The organism is Candidatus Methylomirabilota bacterium, assembly GCA_036001065.1.
Lineage (GTDB): Bacteria > Methylomirabilota > Methylomirabilia > Rokubacteriales > CSP1-6 > MNEF01.
In genome coordinates this window covers 16703-38257 of the sequence record DASYUQ010000209.1, presented here as the reverse complement: position 1 = coordinate 38257, position 21555 = coordinate 16703, and the positions used below count along the sequence as shown (strand labels likewise).

23 protein-coding genes, 1 tRNA gene and 2 pseudogenes are annotated in these 21555 nt (G+C 68.9%); 14 read left to right on the top strand and 12 right to left on the bottom strand.

Annotated elements, in window-relative coordinates:
* From VGV13_20305 to VGV13_20285, 5 genes are all read right to left on the bottom strand, one after another.
* A partial coding sequence (locus VGV13_20305; protein HEV8643426.1) for a GIY-YIG nuclease family protein occupies window positions 1-260 on the bottom strand: 260 nt, incomplete at its 3' end.
* 84 nt (window positions 261-344) lie between these two features.
* On the bottom strand, window positions 345-1181 hold the full coding sequence (locus tag VGV13_20300) for a hypothetical protein (protein HEV8643425.1): 837 nt from the start codon (window positions 1179-1181) through the stop codon (window positions 345-347).
* A complete protein-coding gene (locus VGV13_20295; protein ID HEV8643424.1) occupies window positions 1171-2202 on the bottom strand; it encodes a hypothetical protein in 1032 nt (343 codons plus the stop codon). The genes VGV13_20300 and VGV13_20295 overlap by 11 nt, the downstream gene beginning before the upstream one ends.
* A gap of 5 nt (window positions 2203-2207) precedes the next feature.
* Window positions 2208-2519: a hypothetical protein gene (locus VGV13_20290; GenBank protein ID HEV8643423.1), complete on the bottom strand. Its 312-nt coding sequence runs from the start codon at window positions 2517-2519 to the stop codon at window positions 2208-2210.
* Between the two features lie 376 nt (window positions 2520-2895).
* Window positions 2896-3333 (bottom strand): hypothetical protein, encoded by a 438-nt coding sequence (locus tag VGV13_20285; GenBank protein HEV8643422.1) that lies wholly within the window; start codon window positions 3331-3333, stop codon window positions 2896-2898.
* Window positions 3334-3562: 229 nt separating this feature from the next.
* Between VGV13_20285 and VGV13_20280 the strand changes: the two genes are divergently transcribed.
* Window positions 3563-3685, top strand: a complete 123-nt coding sequence (locus VGV13_20280; GenBank protein HEV8643421.1) for a hypothetical protein — start codon at window positions 3563-3565, stop codon at window positions 3683-3685.
* A gap of 109 nt (window positions 3686-3794) precedes the next feature.
* Here VGV13_20280 and gvpJ read toward each other — a convergent pair.
* Window positions 3795-4007 (bottom strand): annotated as a pseudogene (gene gvpJ, locus VGV13_20275) (gas vesicle protein GvpJ).
* 475 nt (window positions 4008-4482) lie between these two features.
* On the opposite strand from gvpJ, the gene VGV13_20270 reads away from it, so the two are divergent.
* Window positions 4483-4683, top strand: coding sequence for a hypothetical protein (locus VGV13_20270; protein HEV8643420.1), 201 nt, complete (start codon window positions 4483-4485; stop codon window positions 4681-4683).
* Between the two features lie 88 nt (window positions 4684-4771).
* Here the strand turns inward: VGV13_20270 and VGV13_20265 are convergent, their stop codons facing one another.
* Entirely contained in the window at window positions 4772-5230 is a 459-nt protein-coding gene (locus VGV13_20265; protein ID HEV8643419.1) for a hypothetical protein, read from the bottom strand.
* Window positions 5231-5434: 204 nt separating this feature from the next.
* Here VGV13_20265 and VGV13_20260 point away from each other — a divergent pair.
* The 9 genes and pseudogenes from VGV13_20260 to VGV13_20220 all read left to right on the top strand — a co-directional run bounded on the left by VGV13_20260 (window position 5435) and on the right by VGV13_20220 (window position 14472).
* A tRNA-Leu gene (locus tag VGV13_20260) sits at window positions 5435-5523 on the top strand.
* Window positions 5524-5553: 30 nt separating this feature from the next.
* On the top strand, window positions 5554-6822 hold the full coding sequence (gene tig / locus VGV13_20255; GenBank protein ID HEV8643418.1) for a trigger factor: 1269 nt from the start codon (window positions 5554-5556) through the stop codon (window positions 6820-6822).
* A 73-nt stretch (window positions 6823-6895) separates the two neighbouring features.
* A pseudogene (gene clpP, locus VGV13_20250) lies at window positions 6896-7534 on the top strand (ATP-dependent Clp endopeptidase proteolytic subunit ClpP).
* A gap of 25 nt (window positions 7535-7559) precedes the next feature.
* Window positions 7560-8807, top strand: coding sequence for an ATP-dependent Clp protease ATP-binding subunit ClpX (gene clpX / locus VGV13_20245; GenBank protein ID HEV8643417.1), 1248 nt, complete (start codon window positions 7560-7562; stop codon window positions 8805-8807).
* 1 nt (window position 8808) lies between these two features.
* Entirely contained in the window at window positions 8809-9480 is a 672-nt protein-coding gene (gene rsmI, locus VGV13_20240; GenBank protein HEV8643416.1) for a 16S rRNA (cytidine(1402)-2'-O)-methyltransferase, read from the top strand.
* A 343-nt stretch (window positions 9481-9823) separates the two neighbouring features.
* The gene (thiD, locus tag VGV13_20235; protein ID HEV8643415.1) at window positions 9824-10612 is read left to right on the top strand and encodes a bifunctional hydroxymethylpyrimidine kinase/phosphomethylpyrimidine kinase; all 789 of its coding nucleotides are present in this window, start codon (window positions 9824-9826) and stop codon (window positions 10610-10612) included.
* Between the two features lie 4 nt (window positions 10613-10616).
* Complete coding sequence (gene tatC, locus VGV13_20230) at window positions 10617-11381, top strand: twin-arginine translocase subunit TatC (protein HEV8643414.1); 765 nt, start codon at window positions 10617-10619, stop codon at window positions 11379-11381.
* Window positions 11378-13018: an acetolactate synthase large subunit gene (locus VGV13_20225; protein ID HEV8643413.1), complete on the top strand. Its 1641-nt coding sequence runs from the start codon at window positions 11378-11380 to the stop codon at window positions 13016-13018. The genes tatC and VGV13_20225 overlap by 4 nt, the downstream gene beginning before the upstream one ends.
* Window positions 13018-14472, top strand: coding sequence for a DEAD/DEAH box helicase (locus tag VGV13_20220; protein HEV8643412.1), 1455 nt, complete (start codon window positions 13018-13020; stop codon window positions 14470-14472). Before VGV13_20225 ends, VGV13_20220 begins: the two co-directional genes overlap by 1 nt.
* On the opposite strand, the gene VGV13_20215 is transcribed toward VGV13_20220, so the two are convergent.
* Entirely contained in the window at window positions 14469-15554 is a 1086-nt protein-coding gene (locus VGV13_20215) for an SIS domain-containing protein (protein ID HEV8643411.1), read from the bottom strand. The genes VGV13_20220 and VGV13_20215 overlap by 4 nt on opposite strands.
* 107 nt (window positions 15555-15661) lie before the next feature.
* On the opposite strand from VGV13_20215, the gene VGV13_20210 reads away from it, so the two are divergent.
* The 3 genes from VGV13_20210 to VGV13_20200 are packed head-to-tail and all read left to right on the top strand — an operon-like array spanning window position 15662 to window position 17005.
* The gene (locus tag VGV13_20210) at window positions 15662-16606 is read left to right on the top strand and encodes a cyclase family protein (GenBank protein HEV8643410.1); all 945 of its coding nucleotides are present in this window, start codon (window positions 15662-15664) and stop codon (window positions 16604-16606) included.
* 24 nt (window positions 16607-16630) lie between these two features.
* On the top strand, window positions 16631-16828 hold the full coding sequence (locus tag VGV13_20205; GenBank protein ID HEV8643409.1) for a hypothetical protein: 198 nt from the start codon (window positions 16631-16633) through the stop codon (window positions 16826-16828).
* A gap of 30 nt (window positions 16829-16858) precedes the next feature.
* A complete protein-coding gene (locus VGV13_20200) occupies window positions 16859-17005 on the top strand; it encodes a hypothetical protein (GenBank protein ID HEV8643408.1) in 147 nt (48 codons plus the stop codon).
* Window positions 17006-17081: 76 nt separating this feature from the next.
* Here the strand turns inward: VGV13_20200 and VGV13_20195 are convergent, their stop codons facing one another.
* From VGV13_20195 to typA, 4 genes are all read right to left on the bottom strand, one after another.
* Window positions 17082-17957 (bottom strand): nitrilase-related carbon-nitrogen hydrolase, encoded by an 876-nt coding sequence (locus VGV13_20195; protein HEV8643407.1) that lies wholly within the window; start codon window positions 17955-17957, stop codon window positions 17082-17084.
* Window positions 17958-18087: 130 nt separating this feature from the next.
* Window positions 18088-18342 (bottom strand): hypothetical protein, encoded by a 255-nt coding sequence (locus VGV13_20190; protein ID HEV8643406.1) that lies wholly within the window; start codon window positions 18340-18342, stop codon window positions 18088-18090.
* Between the two features lie 216 nt (window positions 18343-18558).
* Window positions 18559-19389, bottom strand: a complete 831-nt coding sequence (locus VGV13_20185) for a class I SAM-dependent methyltransferase (GenBank protein HEV8643405.1) — start codon at window positions 19387-19389, stop codon at window positions 18559-18561.
* 323 nt (window positions 19390-19712) lie between these two features.
* The gene (gene typA, locus VGV13_20180; protein ID HEV8643404.1) at window positions 19713-21512 is read right to left on the bottom strand and encodes a translational GTPase TypA; all 1800 of its coding nucleotides are present in this window, start codon (window positions 21510-21512) and stop codon (window positions 19713-19715) included.
* Between the last annotated feature and the right edge of the window lie 43 nt (window positions 21513-21555).

Sequence of the window (21555 nt, the reverse complement as noted above, 5' to 3'; positions counted from 1 at the left end):
GTACTAAATCTGGCCAGGAACGACGCGAGGCGGTTGCGCAAGAAGCGTTTACCCTTCCCCGTCTTCAAGAACCGTTCCCGGCGAAACGCATCATCGCCACTCAGGCAGGCCTCGTAGTACACGAGTACCAGTGGCCGTCGGTAAGCGGTCGCGCGCACCTTTCCGTCAGCGTGCAGCTTGATTCGGGTGCGGAGGTCGTGCGTCGTTCCGGTGTAGAGCCGTTGATCTCGATCACTCCGCAACACGTACGTGTGGTACACGGCGCCTCCCTTGGCGCGAATAGTTGGAACGGCACTAGGGCGACAGCGGGGTCAAAAAACGGGGGCGGTACGGGTAGCCCAGCCTCAGATGACGCGGGGCGCGCCGGTCGGACGGCAGGAGTTGGCCGGAGGCCAGTGGAGGAGGACGTGGGCATACCGGCTCGGATCCACGTCGGCCCCGGTCCGCCGGAAGTAGGCTTGCCAGAAGCGGCCGATGTTCTCGGCGAGGGCGGCCGACTTCGCGGAGGCCCCCGATACGTAGAGGCAGACGCCCGGGAGCTTGGGGATGAGGCCTTTGGCGTCCAGCTCGGAGAGGGTCCTCTCGATCGTGGCGGAGCTCCAGGAGATTCGCTCGAAGTTGTACTGCGGACTGTCTTCGATCATGTCGGACATCAGGACGAGCACTTTCCGTCGTGACTCGTCGTGGAACAGCTTCTGGGCGACGAGGAGCGAGCTGAAGATGTCGGTTTGCAGGCTCGAGAAGCGTTGCGCGAACACCTGAGCGACGTCCGCCTTGGTCTTCTCCTTGAGCTGGCGGACCTGGGCCTCGATCTCCTTGGCCTGGCGGTTGTACTTCAAGACGTTGTCGAGGAACCCGTTGAACCCTGGCTTGGCCGGCAGGATGACTTCGAGCAGAGGACGGAAGTCGGTCAGGGTCCTATCGTGGATGGGGGCGATCAGGAGTCTGTCTCCTGCCGACAGCGAAGAGAGGATCTGGCTCTCGATCTCCCGCCGGAAGGACGCCCGGTCGTCGCCCGCGATGCTCTGGGAGAAGTCGATGAAGATCACGACGGCGGTCCCCTGTTGGACGGCGGCCGGCGCGGACGGCGTGCAGCCGGTCGTCAGGACAAGCGCCTGCGTCGTCAGGAGGAGGAGGGCCCAGGGCGTCAGCCGGCGTCGGACGAGGGACTCAACGGCCATCCAACGCCCCGTTCTCGCCGTTCAGAGAGACCTCCGGCCACCACTCCAGCTTGGGAAACTCGGGGTTCTTCCTGAAGGTCGGCGGCGGCAACAGGCGCCGGAAGCGCATGTTGGTCTGCCGGTACAGGGCCACCCGCTGGTTGGTCAGCGCCCGGATCTGTTCGACCTGGCTCTTGGTCGCCTGGATCTCCCCGTTGATCCGGGGGCCGATCTCGAAGAGCTTCTTGCGGATGGCGTTCCGCTTCCGGTCCTGAGAGGCGAGCGACTTGTGGAGCAGGTCCAGCTTCTCGTCCGGATCATGGGCGAAGTAGGAGGCGGACATGGCCCCGAAGAAGACCAGGGTGTTGAGCGCGAACAGGGCGAGGGCCATGGTCCCCTGGTCGGCCGCCGCGGCAGCTCCCGGGGAGAACTGGGAGGCAATGTAGGTGTTTCGCAGCAGGCTCACCGAGTAGAGGGCCGCTCCCACCGCGACCGGGGTCAGGACCCCGATCAGGATGTTGCCGGCCAGACGGGGAACCGAGTGCCGCAGGTGGATGCCGATGAACACACCGATGAGCGGGATCATGATCGCCAGGGTGGACGCCATGATGTACGTCAGGTACTCGGCCTCCCCGAACAGGCGGAACACGACAGTGTTCAGAGGAAACTCGCCGATGCCGAGGAAGATGATCAGCCCCCAGTGCAGCACGGCCGGGAAGGGAATCGTCACGTCCCGCCCCAGCGCCTGGGACCGGGCCTTGTAGCCGTCGGCGATCGGCTGGATCCGGCGTTCGATATCCTCCAGGCGTTTCTGAAAGGACTGGAACACCGGCTGGAGCTTGGCGATCTGGACCGAGGCCTGCTTGTAGATCTGCTGGACCTCTTGTTCTCCGTGAGCGATCAAAGCCTGCTCGAACGGCGGCGGCATGTACGATCCCATCTCGGGGATGTTTCGCTCGCCGTCCTTCTGGCCTTCGGCCTGGATGCGCTCCTCCGTGAAGGGCGTCGATGGCTGCTTGGATCCGAAGCGAGGGAGATCCACGACCGCTAGGCCTCGTGCTTCTTGAGGACCGAGGTCAGCTCGTCGATGAGGAACTTCATGTTGTCCAGGACGGTGTCCTCGGTGGAGTAGAGGTCGGTCATCCGCTTCATGATCGACTGGTAGTCGACCTTCAGCTGGGCTAGCGTCTGATGGAGCGCGTCGACGCCGGTCCGGAGCTGCTCCCGTTCCTGCCGCAGGGAAAACCAGCGCTTCTGGAGCGACTCGAGCTGGTCGCGCATCTCGCCGGACTGCTGGACCAGCTCACGGTACTCGGTGATGGCCTCAATAATTCGTTTGACCTCTGTGTCATTGAGCACCGTTCGACTCCTTTCTCAGATGCGGTGGCGGTTCTGGTGCTGGTGTTGCCCTGCGAACGAGTCCGTGGCCTTCCGGAGACCTTGCTCGGTCGCCCGTCGCACTCCCGATCGGCTACCGGTAAGACGATTCTGCACTTGTCCCCCGTCCGGCCCGCGTCAGCACAGTCCAATACCGCTGCCAACTGGACCGGCGTCCATGTTGTTTCAAGGGACGTGCCACGGCTAACCCTGCGGATATACGTGTCTGCACGCCGTGCGGAGTGGCGATCTGGCACGGCAAGCGGGAGTTTCGGGTCGGGTTGTCTAGATCGCGGCGACCGTGTGGCCGCGGTGCTGGACCTGGTCGGGGAGTCGAAGGGGCCGGGAATGGGCTCGACTAGAACCAGGTCGCCTTGTCCACCACGTTGCGGAGCGGCTCCCGGCGCCACTCCCGCCGGAGCTGTCGCGGGATGCAGTTGTGGAGCCCACGGGCGAACGCCAGGACGAACGCCATGATGTGGGCGCCGATGTGGTCGTTGTAGATCTCGCGGAAATTGGTCACGACCACGGGGTGCGCGATCAGCGCCGGCGTGTAGTAGCCGGCGGGCGGCGCCGCCTGCGGCGCCTGGAGCCAGCGGAGCCGCCGCGCCTCACGGAGCAGCGCGTCTGGCATCGTGCCGAACGCGGCGTCGGCGTCGCCGACGGCCCGCGCGCCATCGGGCTCGGTTTCGGCGACCACGACGGAGAGGTCCGGGATGGCGGCGGCAGCGAGCCGGGCGGCCCACGCGCGCGTCGTCGGGGTCTGCGGTGGCAGCATCATGAGCGTCGTCGGCATCGCGCCTCCGTCTTCGACCGTGGCCGGAACACCCACCTCTTGACCTGGTTACACGTCTGGCCTACTCTCCCCCACCTATGCGAGGCCACCGCCTGGCCACCCGGGCGACGAAGACCGAGCCGCCGTCGTCCGATGGTGAGCGTCAATGATGCCGCCGAGTCGCGTCTACGGATGCGGCCGCGTCCCGTCCGCTGACCACGCCCATCCCTGGCTCCGAATCGAGCGTGTGGTGAGCTGGATTCGGGCCGATGCGCGACTGTGGGGCGACGAGACGCGGCGGGAGCTGACGGCAGCGCTGCCGAGCATCCTCGCCGAGCGTGAGAAGGTCAAGCGCGCGGGTTGGTTCAATTGATTCGCAGCGCCTACCAGGCACAACATGACCGACTGACGCGTCAGATCTGGAAAGAAGGCCTGGCGGGCTCCGGGACCGGTGAGTATGCCTTCTCCCCGACACCTGCCATCGCCGGCCTCGAGACGGCCGCGAGCTGCCCCAGCGCCTCTGAAGAGCTGAGGTACGTGGCGATGGACGCCACGAGCACGCGCGCCTCCACGGTCACCAGATCGATGCCCATCAGCGAGACACGGATCCAGGCGTCGATGACGATGCCCTTGTCCAGCACCCGATCGAGGGCATCGACCAAGCTCGTGCCGCTCTGCGCCCGCTCGACGGGCATCAAACCCTCCCCAGGGGTCGATAGAGGTCCAACGTAGCTGGCTGCACTGTGCGTGCCGAAGGGGCGGTGTGAAAATCACGGGGTTACGACTCGGCTGGGAAAGATGTTGCCCAAGCTCGGGATTTGATTTCCCAGCCGCGGGTCTCGCTGGGCTCGATCGGCGATGGGGGCCCGGGTCCTTCCTGGTGGCCCAGGCGGCGTCGGTCAACGCGGAGGTGGCGCGGCCCGAATCGGCGGCCCCCGTCGCCACCAAAGGGGGAGTGCGTCAGCTCACCAAGGCCATGGCGATCGCGGCGCTGACCCCTGAAGAGGGTTTCCCTCTGAAGAGGTTTTCCCTCGCTGGCCTAAAATTTCATTCCCGCTGCTTCGTCTTGCCGCCTAAGTACCCGTGGCTCCTGACCAGCCAGTGGGGCACACGGTTTGCAACTCCAAACGCGGTTCGTTGCCGCGGCTGAGCTGGGAGGTGACGCGGGGCATGATGATCTGCCGTTGCGCTTGGCACCCGAAGTACTACGGCCATCCGCTTTGGAGCGGCGTGGCCTCCTGGCGCGGCTGGGGGTTCAAGTTCACCGACGGGATCTGCCCGCGGTGCCTCGATCGCTTCCGCACCGAGCACCGCGAGCTCTTCGAGCGTCGTCCCGACAAGGCACCTACCGAGGCGGAGGTCGCCGCCTAGCCGACCGCGTCTCGATCCACCTGCGCGCGACCCTTCCGAAAAGACGAGGGGCTCTTCGTTGGTACGAAGAGCCCCTCGTGGCGTCACACTAGAACCCGAGGCGCTTCATGCACTCCCGGTACGCCTGCTGGTAGGCCGGATCGTTGGCCCCGCTCGAGGCGATGCCCTGAAGCTGCTGGTCCGTCGAGGCCGAGCCAGACACGCCGCCGCTGGTCGAGCCCGCCGCGCCAGTGCCGGTCGAACCCGACCCGCCGCCGCTCATCCCCGTGCCGGCCGAGCCCGAGGTGCCGCCGCTCGTCCCGCTTGAGCCGGAGGCGCCGCCACCCGATACGGACTGCGGTGGAACGTTGCCGGTCCCCGCGCGAGCGCCGGTGTCGCTGCCGGTGGTGCCCCCCGGCGAGGCGGCCGGGCTGCTGGCGCGGGCCTGCGCTTCCTTGTTGCACGTATCGAAATCCGCCTGGCTGGGGGTCGCCGCCTGAGCCACCGTCCCGATGGCCAGCAAACTGGCCGCGGCGATCAGCCCGGTCGCACGCTTCCTGGTCTTCATACGTGATCCTCCCTGATGGTGGTTGAGTGAGGTCGCCTGGCCGAACGCTTCAAAGGAGGTGCCAGCGGGGGTGCCGATCGAAGCGGGCGATTTCAAGGCCGCGCCAGCGGCTCGCCCGCGGCGGGCGCGCGCAATTCTACAAAACGCCATTCCTTGCGGCGTCGGCGCGAGACGGATATTCTAGCGGTCGCGTCACCACATCACGCGAGAGTGGCGAAACCTGGCAGACGCGCTGGACTTAGGATCCAGTGGGCCAAAAGCCCTTGGGGGTTCGACTCCCCCCTCTCGCACCACGTTATAACGGTCGCCACGCAGGGGTGTCGATGAAGGTTGCCGTCGAAGCCATGGAGGGATGCAAGCGCCGGCTCGCGGTCGAGGCGCCGGTCGATCTCGTCCAGAAGGAGTGGGAGCGCGCGTACGGGCGCGTGCAGAAGCAAGCCCGGCTGCCGGGGTTCCGCAAGGGGCACGTGCCGCGGTCGCTCGTGAAGGTGCACTTCTCCGACGACGTGCGCCGCGAGGTCGCCCAGCACCTGATTCCCGACGTCTACCGGCGGGCGCTGTCCGAGGCGCGTCTGGAGCCCGTCGACGAGCCCGACCTCCAGAACGTTCGGCTCGAGGAGGGGGCGCCGCTCTCCTTCGTCGCCGTGGTGGAGGTCAAGCCGGCGATCACGCTGGGTGAGTACCGAGGCCTCGAGCTGCAGCACGCGCCCAGACCGGTGACGACCGCCGAGGTCGAGGAGACGATCGGGCGCATGCGCGAGCAGCAGGCGCAGTTCCGCAGCGTCTCGCGAGCCGCCGGGCCGGGCGACCTCGTCATCATGGACTACACGCTGGCGATCGAGGGTCAGGAGCCCTCGAGCCAGGCCGGCTACGCCTTCCAGGTGGGCGACGGCTCGGTCTTGCCGGAGGTGGACCAGGCCGTCGTCGGCATGGGTGTCGGGGACGAGCGCACGGTCAACTTCCGGTTCTCCGACGATCACCGGCGGGAGGAGCTGCGCGGCAAGTCCGGCACCGCCACCGTGAAGATCGTCGAGGTGAAGGAGAAGGTGCTGCCCGAGTTGAACGACGATCTGGCGAAGTCACTGGGCGAGTTCGAAACGCTCGAGGCCCTGCGGGCCGAGGTCCTCAGGCAGCTGGAGGCGCGCCGGGCCAGCGAGGGCCGCCACGCGCTGGAGGACAAGATCGTCGAGGCGCTCCTGGCCCGCCACGAGTTCGCGGTGCCGGACTCGCTGATCATGCGCCAGGTCGGCCATCAGGTCGAGCACGCGCGTGAGCGCCTGCGGCGGCAGGGAGTGGATCCCGACGGCATCAAGTGGGACTACGCCAAGCTGTTGGCCGAGCTGCGCCCCGGCGCCGAGCGGGCCGTCCGCCGCGCGCTGCTCCTGGAGGCCGTCGCCGAGCGCGAGGGAATCACCCCCTCCCCGGCGGACCTCGAGGCCGAGGTGGAGAAGATCGCCCGCGCCAGCCAGCGCCCGACGCCGGCGATCCGGCGTATGATGGAGAAGAGCGGAGACCTGGAGGGGCTGGGGCATGGCCTGCGCGAGCGCATGACACTCGACTTCCTGATCAGCGAGGCGAAAATCCATGAATAGTCCGCACCGGCGCACCCCGCCGACCGCGCCGGGGGGCGGTCCGAGCGTCCCGAGGGCGAGCAAAAAGGAGAGGGTCATGGCTCTGGTTCCGATGGTGATCGAGCAGACGCCACGTGGCGAGCGCGCCTTCGACATCTTCTCGCGGCTGCTCAAGGAGCGGATCATCTTCCTGCCCACGTTCATCGAAGACGAGCTCGCCAACCTGGTGATCGCCCAGATGCTCTTTCTCGAGGCCGAGGACCCGGACAAGGACATCTATCTCTACATCAATTCCCCCGGGGGCTCGGTGACCGCGGGCATGGCGATCTACGACACGATGCAGTACGTCAAGCCCGGGATCTCCACCATCTGCATGGGGCAGGCGGCCTCCATGGGCGCGCTCCTGCTGGCGGCCGGCGCCAAGGGCAAGCGGTTCGCGCTGCCGCACGCGCGGATCATGATCCATCAGCCGCTGGGTGGCGTGCAGGGGCAGGCCACCGACATCGACATCCAGGCGCGTGAGATCCTCCGCATGCGCGAGGAGCTCAACCGCATCCTGGCCCTGCACACCGGTCAGCCCCAGGAGCGGATCCAACGGGACACGGACCGGGACTTTTTCATGACCGCGGAGCAGGCCCGGGAATATAGAATCGTTGACGACGTTATCTCGTCGAAGCCCACGACCCGCGCGGTGAGTGAGCAGGCCGCGCTGGCGGCGCAGGTCCAGAAATAGGGCTCCGAGCCAGGACAGACCAGAGATGGCGGGACGACGCGAGGGCAACGGCACGCTGAAGTGCTCGTTCTGCGGCAAGAGCCAGAACGACGTCCGCAAGCTGATCGCCGGGCCGACGGTCTACATCTGCGACGAGTGCATCGAGCTCTGCAACGACATCATCGCGGAGGAGTGGGAGGAGGAGAAGAGCCGGGAGATCCGGAGCCTCCCCAAGCCCGCCGAGATCAAGACGGTGCTCGATCAGTACGTGGTGGGGCAGGAGCGCGCGAAGAAGATCCTCGCCGTCGCCGTCCACAACCACTACAAGCGCATCGAATCGGGGAGCGACGCCGGCGACGTCGAGCTGCAGAAGTCGAACATCTTATTGATAGGCCCGACCGGCTCGGGGAAGACGCTCCTCGCCCAGACGCTGGCCAAGATGCTGCGAGTGCCCTTCACCATCGCCGACGCCACCACGCTGACCGAGGCCGGCTACGTGGGCGAGGACGTGGAGAACATCATCCTCCGGCTGCTCCAGGCGGCCGATTACGATGTCGAGCGGGCCGAGCGGGGGATTGTGTACATCGATGAGATCGACAAGATCGCCCGGAAGTCCGAAAACCCGTCGATCACTCGGGACGTTTCCGGCGAAGGCGTTCAGCAGGCTCTCCTGAAGATCCTGGAAGGGACGGTGGCCAACGTCCCGCCCCAGGGCGGACGCAAGCACCCGCACCAGGAGTTCATCCAGGTCGACACGTCCAACGTGCTGTTCATCTGCGGGGGCGCCTTCGTCAGCCTCGACAAGATCATCGAGTCGCGGGTGGGGCGCTCGGGGATGGGCTTCGGCGCCGAGATCAAGAGCCGCGACGAGCGTCGGGTGGGCGACCTGCTGGCTCTCATCCAGCCCGAAGATCTCTTGAAGTACGGGCTGATCCCCGAGTTCGTGGGCCGGCTGCCGGTCATCGCCACCCTGCACGACCTCGACGAGCCGGCGCTGGTCCGGATCCTCAGGGAGCCCAAGAACGCGATCATCAAGCAGTACCAGAAGTACTTCGACCTCGAGAAGGTCCGCCTGAAGTTCACGGACGACGCGGTGGTGGCGATCGCCCGGGAGGCGCTCAAGCGCGGCACCGGCGCCCGCGGCCTGCGCGCGATCCTGGAGGAGGTCATGCTCGAGATCATGTACGAGCTGCCGTCCATCCAGGGGCTCAAGGAGTGCATCATCACGCGCGAGGTGATCCTCGAGCACGAATCTCCGGTGCTGGTGTCGGAAGCGAAAGAGCAGTCGGCCTAGTCTGAGCGGCACCCTCTTCGTCGTCGCCACCCCGATCGGCAATCTCGAGGACGTCACCCTGCGCGCGCTGCGCGTCCTCCGGGAGGTCGACCTGATCGCCTGCGAGGATACCCGGCGCACGCGGGCGCTGCTGGCCCGCTTCGACATCCACACGCCGACCACCAGCTACTTCGAGCACAACAAGCTGCAGAAGGGCCCGCAGATTCTCCGCCAGCTCGCCGAGGGCAGGTCGGTGGCGCTGGTCACCGACGCCGGCACCCCCGGCATCTCCGATCCCGGCTTCCTGCTCGTTCGCGAGGCGCGGGCGGCCGGCATTCCGATCGTGCCCGTGCCCGGCCCGTCGGCACTGGTGACGGCGCTCTCCGCCGCCGGGATCCCCGCCGACCGCTTCGTCTTCGACGGCTTCCTGCCGGTCAAACCGGGCCGGCGGGTGAACCGGCTGAAGGCGCTGCGCGGGCTGGAGACGACCATCGTCCTCTACGAGTCGCCCCACCGCATCGCGGCCACGCTGGCGGCGATCGGCGAGGTGTTCGGCGACATCGAGATCGTGGTGGCCCGCGAGCTGACCAAGCAGTTCGAGGAGGTGGTGAGTGGGCCGCCCTCCGCGCATCTCGCGCGGCTGGCGGCGGGCGCGGCCCGCGGCGAGTTCACGCTGGTGATCCCGGCCGGGTGAGCGTCCGACCGCTGTCTCTTCTCGTTCTGGACGACCGGCGCCGGGCTGGGCCGCGTCTTCTTGACGGCCTTCAATTACGTGATGGGCCTGGCGCTGGGCGTCCTCGCGGTCGCCATCGTCGTGGACGGCTGGTGACGGCCGGGCGCTAGGGCAGGAGGTCAGCCACCGGGATGCGGGCCCGGGGCGCGGCCAGCGGTGTGAGGTGTCCTCCATCTGCGCTCGCGAAGGGTGAAGCGGCTCATCGGCCCCACCCCACCTTCCCGGCCGGACGTCCGTCAACGTCGTGCCGGCGATACGGCTCCGTTTGTCGGGCCGCCGAGCGGCGCGTATACTTCGGAAGTCTATGGCCATTCCGAAAGCGCTGACCATTGCCGGGTCCGATTCCGGCGGCGGCGCCGGCATCCAGGCGGATCTCAAGACCTTCTCGGCCTTCCGCGTCTACGGCATGTCCGTCCTGACGGCGATCACCGCGCAGAACTCCCTCGGCGTGCAGGGGGTCTTCAACCTGCCTCCCGAGTTCGTCGCCCGGCAGATCGACTCGGTGCTGGCCGACTTCGGGGCCGACGCGGTGAAGCTCGGGATGCTGTCGACGGGACCGATCATCCAGGCGGTGGCCGAGCGGCTGCGCGCGCACCGCCAGCGCAACATCGTGCTCGACCCGGTGATGATCGCGAAGTCGGGCGATCCGCTGCTCGAGCCCGACGCGCGGGCGGCGCTGGTCAAGCACATGCTGCCGCTGGCGGACGTGGTGACGCCGAACCTCCCCGAGGCCGCCGCCCTGGCCGACATGCCTGTCGGCAGCGAAGCCGAGATGGAGCAGGCGGCCCGGCGCATCCTGGCCCTCGGCCCCAAGCACGTGCTGGTCAAGGGCGGCCATCTCAAGGAGTCGGCCACCGACATCCTCTGGAACGGACGCGAGTTCACGCGCTTCACCGCGCCGCGGGTCGACTCGCCCAACACCCACGGCACCGGCTGCACCTTCTCGGCGGCCATCGCGGCGGGCCTGGCCCGGGGCCAGGCGCTGGAGCGCACGATCCGGGAGGCCAAGGCCTACGTGACCGCCGCCATCCGCGAGGGCTTCCAGCCCGGGCGCGGCGTGGGCGCCTTGCGTCATTTCGTCGAGCGCTGGTAGGGCGGTGGGGCGCACGTTGCAGGACCGGATGTCGTTCATGGAGCACCTGGGCGAGTTGCGCACGCGCATCGTCCGGAGCCTCCTCGCCCTGCTGGTCGGCCTCGGCATCGCGTTCCCGTTCAGCCCGCGGGTGATCGAGTTCCTCTCACGACCGGTGAAGAACACGGGCAACAAGCTCGTCTTCATCACCCCCACCGAGGCCTTCTGGGCGCAGATGAAGGTCGCGCTGATCTGTGGCCTGTTCCTCGCCGCGCCGGCCATCCTCTGGCAGGTGTGGAGGTTCGTGGCGCCCGGCCTGCACGCCCACGAGAAGAAGTATGCGGCGCCCTTCGTGATCGTCGGCTCGCTGCTCTTCATCGGGGGAGGGGCCTTCTCGCTGCTGGTGGTCGTGCCGTTCTCGCTGCCCGTGCTCCTCGGCTTCGGGGGGCCCGATCTGATCCCGATGCTGACGATCGGCGCCTACTTCGACTTCATCCTGAAGTTCACGCTCGCATTCGGCGCCATCTTCGAGGTCCCGCTGGCTCTCACACTGGCGGTCCGGGTGGGCTTGGTGACCACCGGCACTCTGGCGAAGAACCGCAAGTATGCGGTCCTGGGGTGCGCGGTGGCGGCCGCGATGCTCACGCCGACCGGAGACGCCTTCAACATGACGCTGATGGCCGGGCCGCTGATCCTGCTCTACGAGGTGGGCATCGTCTGCGCCCGCATCTTCGGCCGCCGCCGGCCCAAGCCGGTGCCCGTCGCCGAGGAGACACCCGCGAGCCTATGAAGGGCGCCGAGCTGCTGGTGCGTTGTCTCCGCAACGAGGACGTCCGGGTCCTCTTCGGCGTGCCGGGCGAGGAGACGCTCGGCCTCCTCGACGCGCTCCTCGACTCCGGCATCCAGTTCGTGACCTGCCGTCACGAGCAGGGCGCGGCGTTCATGGCCGACGTATGGGGGCGCCTCAGCGGCCGCGCCGGCGTCTGTCTGGGCACGCTCGGCCCCGGGGCGACCAACCTCGCCACCGGCCTCGGCGACGCGAACCTCGATCGGGCGCCGGTGGTGGCCATCACCGGCCAGGCGGGCCGGGACCGCATCCACAAGGAGTCGCACCAGTACGTCAACGTCGTGGACATGTTCCGATCCATCACCAAGTGGAACACGCGCCTGGAGATCACCAGCGTGATCCCCGAGGCGGTGCGGAAGGCGTTCAAGGTCGCGGAGGCGGAGAAGCCGGGGGTCTGCCACCTCGAGCTGCCGGAGGACGTCGCCGACGAGGAGGTGTCCACCACGTCGGCGCCGCTCTCGACCGAGCGGCCCCGGCGCCCCTCGCCCGATCGGCCCGCGCTCCGCCGGGCGGCCGAGCTGATCGACCGGGCGAAGAATCCGCTGATCTTCGCCGGCAACGGCGTCATCCGCGGCAAGGCCTCGCTGGCCCTCCGGGAGTTCGCGGGGCGCACCGGCGTCCCCGTCGCCAACACCTTCATGGCCAAGGGCTGCCTGCCCTGGGATCACGAGCTGGCGCTGGGCACGATCGGCCTGCAGATGCGCGACGTGGTGTCGTGCGGCTTCGATCGGGCCGATCTGGTGGTCGCGGTGGGCTACGATCCCGTCGAGTTCGCGCCCAAGCTCTGGAACGGCGAGCGGGAGAAGACGATCGTCCACATCGACTTCACGCCCGCCGAGGTGGACGAGGACTACCAGCCGGCCGTGGAGGTGGTGGCCGACATCCGCGAGGCGCTCGATCTGCTGACCGATCTGGTGTCCACGCGGCGCGATCCCACGCGCACGCGGCAGCTCCACGACTGGATCCTCGGCGAGCTGCACGCCGGCGCCGCCGACAACGGCTTCCCGATGAAGCCGCAGCGCGTGCTCCACGATCTGCGCAAGGTGCTGGCCCCCCACGACATCCTCATCTCCGACGTGGGCGCCCACAAGCTCTGGGTGGCGCGGCTCTTCCAGGCCGAGGAACCCAACACGGTGATCATCTCCAACGGGTTCGCCGCCATGGGCATCGCCCTGCCCGGCGCCGTCGCCGCCAAGCTCCTGCAGCCCGAGCGCCGCGTCGTCGCGGTGGTCGGCGACGGCGGCTTCCTCATGAACGTCCAGGAGCTGGAGACGGCGGTGCGCCTGAACCTCAACGTGGTGGTCCTCATCTTCCGCGACGACGCCTACGGCGTCATCCGCTGGAAGCAGCTGACCCGCTATGGCCGCGAGTCGGGCGTGGCCTTCGGCAATCCGGACTTCGTGGCGCTGGCGCGCGCCTTCGGCTGCCGGGGCGAACGCGTGGAGGCCGCCGACGAGCTGCTGCCGGCCCTGGAGACGGGCTTCGGGGGCCAGGGGCCCTGCCTGGTCGAGGTGCCCGTCGACTACCGTGAGAACCTCAAGCTGGCCGAGCGCATGGGCCAGCTCGTCTGCCCGATCTAGTGAATTTCGAATCCCTCAGCCTGCCGGAGCCGGTCATGCGCGGGATCCGCGAGGCGGGCTTCGTGACCGCCACCCCGATCCAGGAGGCCGCGCTGCCCCTGGCCCTCAAGGGCAAGGACGTCGCCGGCCAGTCGCAGACTGGCACCGGCAAGACCGCCGCCTTCCTCATCGCCGCCTTCACGCGCCTGCTGCGGAACCCGGAGCGGCCGGCCCCGCCGGGCGCGGCGGCGCCGCGGGTGCTCATCATCGCGCCGACGCGCGAGCTGGTGGTGCAGATCGAGTCGGACGCGAAGCTGCTCGGCCGCTTCACGCCCTTCCGCATCCTCGCCGTCTACGGCGGGATCGACTACAACAAGCAGCGGGAGGCGTTGCGCGAGGGGTGTGACCTCCTCGTCGGCACGCCGGGACGGTTGATCGACTACCTCAAGCAGCACGTGTGGTCGCCCAAGCGGGTGGAGGTCCTGGTGGTCGACGAGGCCGACCGCATGTTCGACATGGGCTTCATCGCCGACCTGCGGTTCATCCTGCGCCGGCTGCCGCCGCCCGAGCAGCGCCAGTCGTTCCTCTTCTCGGCCACCCTGTCCTTCCGCGTCCTCGAGCTGACCTGGGAGTTCATGAACAACCCCGCCCAGATCTCCATCTCGCCCCAGCAGAAGACGGTGGAGAAGGTCGAGCAGAGCCTCTACCACGTCGGGCGCGAGGAGAAGTTTCCGCTGCTCCTCGGTCTCCTGCGCCGCGAGGGGGGCGACCGCATCCTGATTTTCACCAACACCCGCGAGGAGGCGCGCCGCCTCGAGGACCGCCTCTGCCGCAACGGCTGGCAGGCGCGCGCGCTCACGGGCGACGTCGATCAGAAGAAGCGGCTGCGGATCCTCAACGACTTCAAGGAGGGCAAGCTGCCCGTCCTGGTGGCGACCGACGTGGCCTCGCGCGGCCTGCACATCGAAGCGGTGAGCCACGTCGTCAACTGGGATCTGCCCGACGACGCCGAGGACTATGTCCACCGCATCGGGCGGACGGCGCGCGCCGGGGCCGGCGGCAAAGCGATCAGCCTCGTCGACGAGGTGAGCGCGCTGCGCATCGAGGCGATCGAGAAGTTCATCGGCCAGAAGATCCTCGTCGCCTGGGCGGAAGACGGTCTCTTCGCTTCCGAGGTGATGCCGACGGCCGAGGAGCGCCGCCGCTTCGCCGAGGAGCGTCGCGCCCGTCTGGCGGCGCGGCGCGGGGACCGCGGCGGCCGCCCGGGCGAGCGGCGTCAGCGCGACCGGGGTCACGACCGGGGGCCGGCCGGCCACGGCCAGCCGGCACCCCAACGTCCCGCCCCGCCGGCGCCCCAGCGCCCCGCGCCGCCGCCTCGCGAAGCCGGGGCGGGGTCCCCGGCTCCCGAGCGCTCCGGACGCCGCCGGCGCCGCCGCCGCCACGGCCCGCGCCCCGAAGGTCCCACCCAGCCCTAGAGCGCCAGCGACGCCCGCGCGCGCCCGTGCGCCGGCTGATCGGCGCGCATCGTGTCGGGGTTGGCCCCCCGCTGGAGCGCCGTGTGGTAGGTGAAGAGCTGCAGCGGAACCACGGTGAGCAGGGGCGACAGCAGCTCGTTCACGGGCGGGATGGCGATCGTCTCCGCCGCCAGCGCGGCGATCTCCTTGTCGTCCTCGCGCACCAGGGCCACCACGGGCGCGCCGACCTCCCTGGCCGCGCGGGCGACGGCCAGGCACCGTTCGTACGACGGACCGGGCGGCGCGATGACGAACACGACGTCGTCGGCCTCCAGCGCGGCCCAGGGGCCGTGGAGGAACTGCTCGCAGTTCATGCCGACGGTCTTCGCGTAGCTGGCCTCGTTCATCTTCAGCGCCGCCTCCAGCGCGGTCGCGGTGTTGGGGCCGCCGCCGATGAAGTAGTAGCAGCGGCGGGTCGCGAAGCGGGCGGCGAGGTCGTCCCACGCCTCCTGGCCGAGCAGCAGCGCGAGGTGATCGGGGATCCCCTCCAGCTCGTGGCGCACGTCGTCGGCGCCACCCATCTCGGCGGCCAGCGCGGCCAGCAGCATCATGGCGCAGGTGTAGCTGATGGTGTGGGCGGCGGAGGCTTCCTGATCGACCGTGCGCAGCGTGTAGTCGGCGATCGCCAGCCCCTCGCCGCTGCCCTTGCCGGTGATCACCACGGCCACGCCGCCGCCGGCCTTGGCTTTGGCCAGCGCCTCCAGGGAGAAGCGCTTGGTGCCGCGGTGACTGACGACGACGACGCCCGTGCGCGGGTCGGGCTCGGGCCAGGAGTTCTTGAACTCGAACGAGTGGAAGGCGCGCACGCGGTGGCCCAGGCGGCCCACGTGGGCGAAGAGCAGCTCGCCCACCAGCGTGGCGTGCCACGAGGTGCCGATGCCGGACAGCAGCACGCGCTCCATCGCCTGCAGCCGCTCGGCGGCGGCGGCGAACGTGGCCTCCTGGCCGCGCGTGACCAGCCGGAGCGCGCCCGGCTGGGCGTAGATCGCGTCGTGCATGTAGTACGGGTGGCCGGTGCGCGGCGGCGGCGGTGTCCAGGCCATGGATTCCGACTCTAGCAGCGGGCAAGGGCCTGTCAACCGCCATCGGTGTATAGTGGCGGCCGTCCAATCTTTCGCCGCGCCGGGTTGACGGCGGTCGAGGAGACTCCATGGGGCAGATGCCGACCGAGAGCGACGTCATCAAGATGATCGACAGCCTCAGCAACTGGGGGCGCTGGGGAGCGGAAGATCAGCTGGGGACGATCAACTTCATCACGCCCGACAAGCGCCGGCGGGCCGCGCGGCTGGTCGCGGACGGCGTGCCCGTGAGCTGCGCGCGTCCTATCTCGACCGAGATCGCGGCCGACACGACCTTTCAGCCGCTGCGCTTCATGGTGGACAGCGGCGAAGGGCGCGATACCGCGTCGCCCGAGCGCGTGCTCCAGCGCCGCGGGGCCTCGGAATTCATCGGCATGGTCTTCCACGGCTACTCGATCACCCACGTCGACACGCCGGCCCACTATTTCTGGAACGGCCGGATCTACAACGGGCGCTCGTGCAACCTCATCACCTCGCGCGAGGGCGCGCAGGTGGAGTCCGTCGATCTCTTGCGCGACGGCGTGGTCAGCCGTGGCGTCCTGCTCGACATCGCCGCCCTGCGCGGGCGCTGGCTGAGCTCGGGCGAGGGCGTGATGCCGGAAGACCTGGAGGCTGCCGAGAAAGCGGCCGGCCTGCGGGTCGAGGAGGGCGACATCCTCCTGCTGCGGACCGGTTACTATGGCCGCCGGCTGAAGGAGGGCCCGCGCAGTCCGCTGAAGGACGGCTCGCCGGCGGCGCACGTGGCCTGTGCGCCGTGGTTCCGCGAGCGCGGCATCGCCATGCTGGGCACCGACACCCACAACGACGTGACGCCGCCGCCCTACCCGAAGGTCGGCAACGCGCTGCACGTGGTGGCGCTGGTCACGCTGGGGCTGTGGCTCATCGACAACATGAACCTCGAGGAGCTGGCCCAGGCCTGCGCGGCCCGGCGCCGCTGGGAATTCATGCTGACGATCGCGCCGCTCCGGCTGCAGAACACCACCGGCTCGCCGGTGAACCCGATCGCGGTGTTCTGAGAGGGCCCGCGAAGGAGTCTGCTCATGAACGCGCGGGTCGCCAACATCGGCCCCCGAGAGCGGCGCCGGCGGCTGATCCTCGGCGTGGTCGCGCTGGCCGTCGGGGTGGCCGCGGTGGCCGCGCTCATCATCGGCGGCGCGGCGCGCGGCTGGATCGTGCTGGCCGTCGTGCCCTTCTGGGTCGGCGCCCTCGGGCTGATCCAGGCCCGCGAGCGGACCTGAGTACGCCTGGCCGCGCGCGGCGCGCGCAACATGGACGGCGCCGACGAGGCGGTGAGGGATCCGGAAGAAGCGCGCCGGCTCCGCGCCCAGGCCCGGCGGATCTATGCGGAGTCGTTCGCGGGCGCCGCGCTGTTGACGGGGCTGAGCCTGGTGGCCTCCGTGTGGATCGCGGGCTAGCCGCCGGCGTCGCTAACAGACCGGACGGTTCGGCACCGACTGATCGATCATCACCAGCTCGAGCAGCGCGCCCACCTCATGGCTGCCGCCGCTCGACGAGCAGCCCGTAGTGCTCGGGGTGCCGGCGGCCGAAGAAGTTCCAGCGCTTGCGGGCGGGGATCATCTGCTCGAGGTCGATGCGCGCCGCCACCAGCTCGTCGCCGGTGGTCGAGGCCTTGGCGACGATCTCGCCGAGCGGGTTGACGATGGCGCTGCCGCCGATGAACTCGACGCCGTCCTCCAGGCCGGCCTTGGCGCAGCCGACGACGAAGAGGCTGTTCTCGTAGGCGCCGGCCCGCATGACCAGCTCGTTGTGGGCGAGCGCCAGCGGGTAGGCGGGCGTGTTGTAGCCGGTGACGATGATCTCGGCGCCCAGCAGCCCGAGGCACCGGTACGATTCCGGATAGCGCCGGTCCTGGCAGATGGCGATGCCCACCCGCGCCTTCTTGGCCTCGTACACCTTGAAGCCGGTGTCGCCGTGGGCGAAGTAGTAAGGCTCGAAGACGCGCGCGATGCCCTCGGGGTCGGGGTGCGACAGCCCGGGCAGATGGGTCTTCCGGTACTTCTCGAAGATCGTGCCGTCCTCGTCCACCAGGACGGCGGTGTTGTAGCGGCCGGCGCCGTCGCGCTCGGCGTAGCCCAGATGGAAGGCCAGGCGGGCCGCGCGCGCCCGCTCGAAGAGCGGCGCCACGACCTTGGAGGGCATCTCGGGCTCGAAGAACTGGTCGTAGGCCTCGCGGATGCGCTTGGGGAAGTAGGGCGTCAGCGCCAGCTCGGGGTAGACGAGCAGCTCGACGTCCTCGGCGATGGCCTGGTCCATGAGCGCGAGCATCCGCTCGACGGCCGTCTCCCGCGGCGTGCCCTCGTTGATCGCGCCCATCTGCGCGGCGGCGACTTTCACGAAGCGCGGCATGGCAGCCTCCTGGCTCTCAGGATGGGCGCCATTATAGACCGAGGTGCTCAGAGGACGCCGGGGGGGGGAACGACTTCAGGCTCGGCGGCGTGTCGCCGAGCGGGGCGGCCTCACGTCGGCCGCCGAGGGCCTACAGACGGGGCAGCAGCGCCTCGACCAGCGACGCCGGGAGGTGGAACTCCAACGCCTGATAGGCGAGGAGCCCGCCGCCGAGCAGCGTCACGATCATCGCGGTCTTCAGGAGTCGTCGCAGTCCGGCTCGGTCGGAGTGGGCCGCGCTGATCCTGGGAGCCGAACCGGCGGCCGGCCGGGCGAGCATGGCCTCACGGGCCTTCTGCTGGGCGAGAAAGACGCGACGGCGCTCTTCCTGTGTGAGTCGGTTCATCTGCACCTCCCAACTCACGGGTCTCACCACCTCCCTCATGCAAACTCCTCGCCGATTTTCTTCTGGCCCGAAACCTGGGCCGAGAATCACGTGACGACAGGGGGTTAAGTGACGGTCAGGCCGTCGGCGCGGTCAGGCCATGCCACTCGGGAAGGCAGATTATGCCAGGATGCACAAAAAATATCGTCACCCCACTGGGCCCGGCGAGCGGCGCCCTCAGCGACCCGTCCGGCGCCGCGCGCTCCACTCGCTCGAGCGCCCGCCCGGCTCCCCGAAGCGGCCCGCCGCGAGATCCCCCTCGATCCGCGCGGTGAAGACCACCCCCTCGGCGGTGAAGCTGAGCTGCTCACCGGCGAGCCGGCCCTCGACGGTAATCCGCCGTTCCTCGAGGTCCAGCGTGCCGCTCACCTGTTGGAACCGCTGGCGGAGCTCGATCACGGCCGCCTTCTCGCCCTCCCCCGGGCGCAGCGTTGCGCGCCAGGTGCCGGCGACGTCGGCCGGCACCAGCCAGTAGTAGATCGTGTGCTCGCGGTCGGGGCCGCGCACGCGCTGGAGACGGTCGGGTCGCCAGTCGGCCATCCCGAAGTCGTGGGAGACGATGCGCGTGCCGGGCCGCAACTCGCGCAGGAGTCGGGGACGAAGCCGAAGATTCACGTCGTCGCGCAGGTAGAGCGCGACGACAGTCGCCCCCCGGATGTCGGCGGCGAAGAGGTCCTGCCAGAGGAACTGGACGCGGTCGCCGACGCCCGCCGTGAGGGCGCTCTCCCGGCTGGTCTGCACCAGCGCGGGCTCGATCTCCACGCCGACGCCGCGCGCGCCGAAGTCCCGAGCGGCGGCGATGATGAGCCGCCCGTCGCCGCTGCCCAGGTCGTAGACGACGTCGCCGGTCGTCACCCCGGCCAGCCTGAGCATCTCGAGGCCGACCAGATCCGGGGTGGCGACGTAAAGGACGTCGGGTCCGCTGAACCCCGGACCGCCGGCCCGGCACCCGGCCGTTGCGGCCAGGACCAGCCCCAGCGCGCCGAGCAGGGCCGGGTGCCGCGCCATCGACGGGCGCCGGCTAGGGCCGGTCCAATTAACTTCGCCATACTTCGTTCTCGGATTCACTCAGGCTCGCCTCGGGCAGCGGCCGCCCTGCGGCTTCGCACTCCCACGCCGGTCCTCGACGGACAACCGCGTACGCCTCCGGCCGGCGCCTCCCTCGGGCCTCGTCTGGCTCGTTACTTGGACCGGCCCTGGCAGGGCACCCCCGTTGAGGCATCGCCGGAACTGGTTGGAGGTGTACTAGTGCCGTTCCAACTTGTTGATACTAAATCTGTCCACGAACGACGTACACGGTGCCTTCCTAGGCGCGAATAGTTGGAACGGCACTAGAAGCGGCGCCGGCCGCTCAGCTGGCGCTTGCGCAGGCGCAGCGACTTCGGGGTCACCTCGAGCTGCTCGTCCTCGCGGATCCACTCCAGGCTCTGCTCGAGGTTCATGATGCGGGGCGGGGTGAGCTTGACGGACTCGTCCGCGGTGGACGAGCGCATGTTGGTGAGCCGCTTCTCCTTGGTGATGTTGACGTCGATGTCGCTGTCGCGCGAGTTCTCGCCCACGATCTGGCCCTCGTAGACCTCGAGGCCGGGCCCCACGAACATCACCCCCCGCGCCTGGAGGTGGTCGATGGCGTAGGCGGTCGTGCGGCCGGCGCGATCGGCGACCAGCGCGCCGTTCTGACGGTGGGCGATCTCGCCCTGCCAGGCGTCCCAGCCGTCGAACAGATGATTCAGCAGTCCTGTCCCTCGGGTATCGGTCAGAAACTCCGTTCGATATCCTATGAGGCCGCGGGCCGGGATGCGGTACTCCAGGCGCACGCGTCCGGTGCCGTGGTTGACCATCTTCGTCATGGCGCCCCGGCGCGGCCCGACCTTCTGGGTCACCGCCCCGATGTGCTCCTCGGGGATGTCGATGACCAGGTATTCCATCGGCTCCAGGAGTTGGCCGCGGTCCTGGCGGGTGATGATCTCGGGCTTGCCCACCTCCGCCTCGAACCCTTCGCGCCGCATCATCTCGATGAGGATCGCCAGCTGCAGCTCGCCGCGGCCGGAGACGCGGAAGGTGTCGGGTGAATCGGTTTCCTCGACGCGGATGCCCACGTTGATCCGACGCTCCTTCATGAGCCGCTCGCGCAGCTGCGGCGAGGTGACGAAGCGCCCCTCCTTGCCGGCGAATGGCGAGACGTTGGCGGAGAAGAGCATTGACACCGTCGGTTCGTCGATGCGGATCAGGGGTAGGGCTTGCGGGCTTTCCGGATCGGCGATTGTTTCACCGATTTCGATAGCCTCGATACCTGCGATGGCCACCAGATCCCCAGCGCTGGCCTCCGGCACCTCGATTCTCTTGAGCCCCTCGTAGCCGTAGAGCACGGTGACCTTGGCGGACTCGATCGAGCCGTCGCGGTGCACGACGGCGACGCGATCGGCCTGGCGGATGCGACCGTTGAAGATCCGGCCGATGACGAGACGGCCGACGTAATCGTCCCAGTCGAGCATGGCACCCCGGAACTGCAGCCCCCCGGCCGGGTCGAACCGCGGGGCGGGCACGGTGGCCAGGATCGTCTCGAACAGCGGCTCCAGCGACTTTCCGGGCGCTTTCGGATCCGCCGTCGCCGTGCCGGCCTTGGCGTTGGTGTAGAGCACCGGGAACTCGAGCTGCTCTTGGGCGGCGTCGAGGTCGATGAAGAGGTCGTAGACCTCGTCGAGGACCTCGGCCGGGCGGGCGTCGCTGCGGTCGATCTTGTTGATGACGACGATCGGCGGCAGCCCCGCCTCCAGCGCCTTCTTCAGCACGAAGCGCGTCTGGGGCAGCGGCCCCTCCGCCGCGTCCACCAGCAGCAGCACGCCGTCCACCAGCGTCAGCGTCCGTTCCACCTCGGAGCCGAAGTCGGCGTGGCCCGGCGTGTCCACGATGTTGATGTGGACGCCCTTGTACTTGATGGCCGTGTTCTTGGCCATGATGGTGATGCCCTTCTCGCGCTCGAGGTCGATGGAGTCCAGGATGCGCTCGGGCACCGACTCGTTGGCGCGGAAGAGCCCCGACTGCCAGAGCATGGCGTCCACCAGGGTGGTCTTGCCGTGATCGACGTGGGCGATGATCGCGATGTTTCGGATGTCGTCGCGCTGCAGCATCCTGTTCATCCTATCACGCGGGGGCACGCGCGCAGCGCGTGCC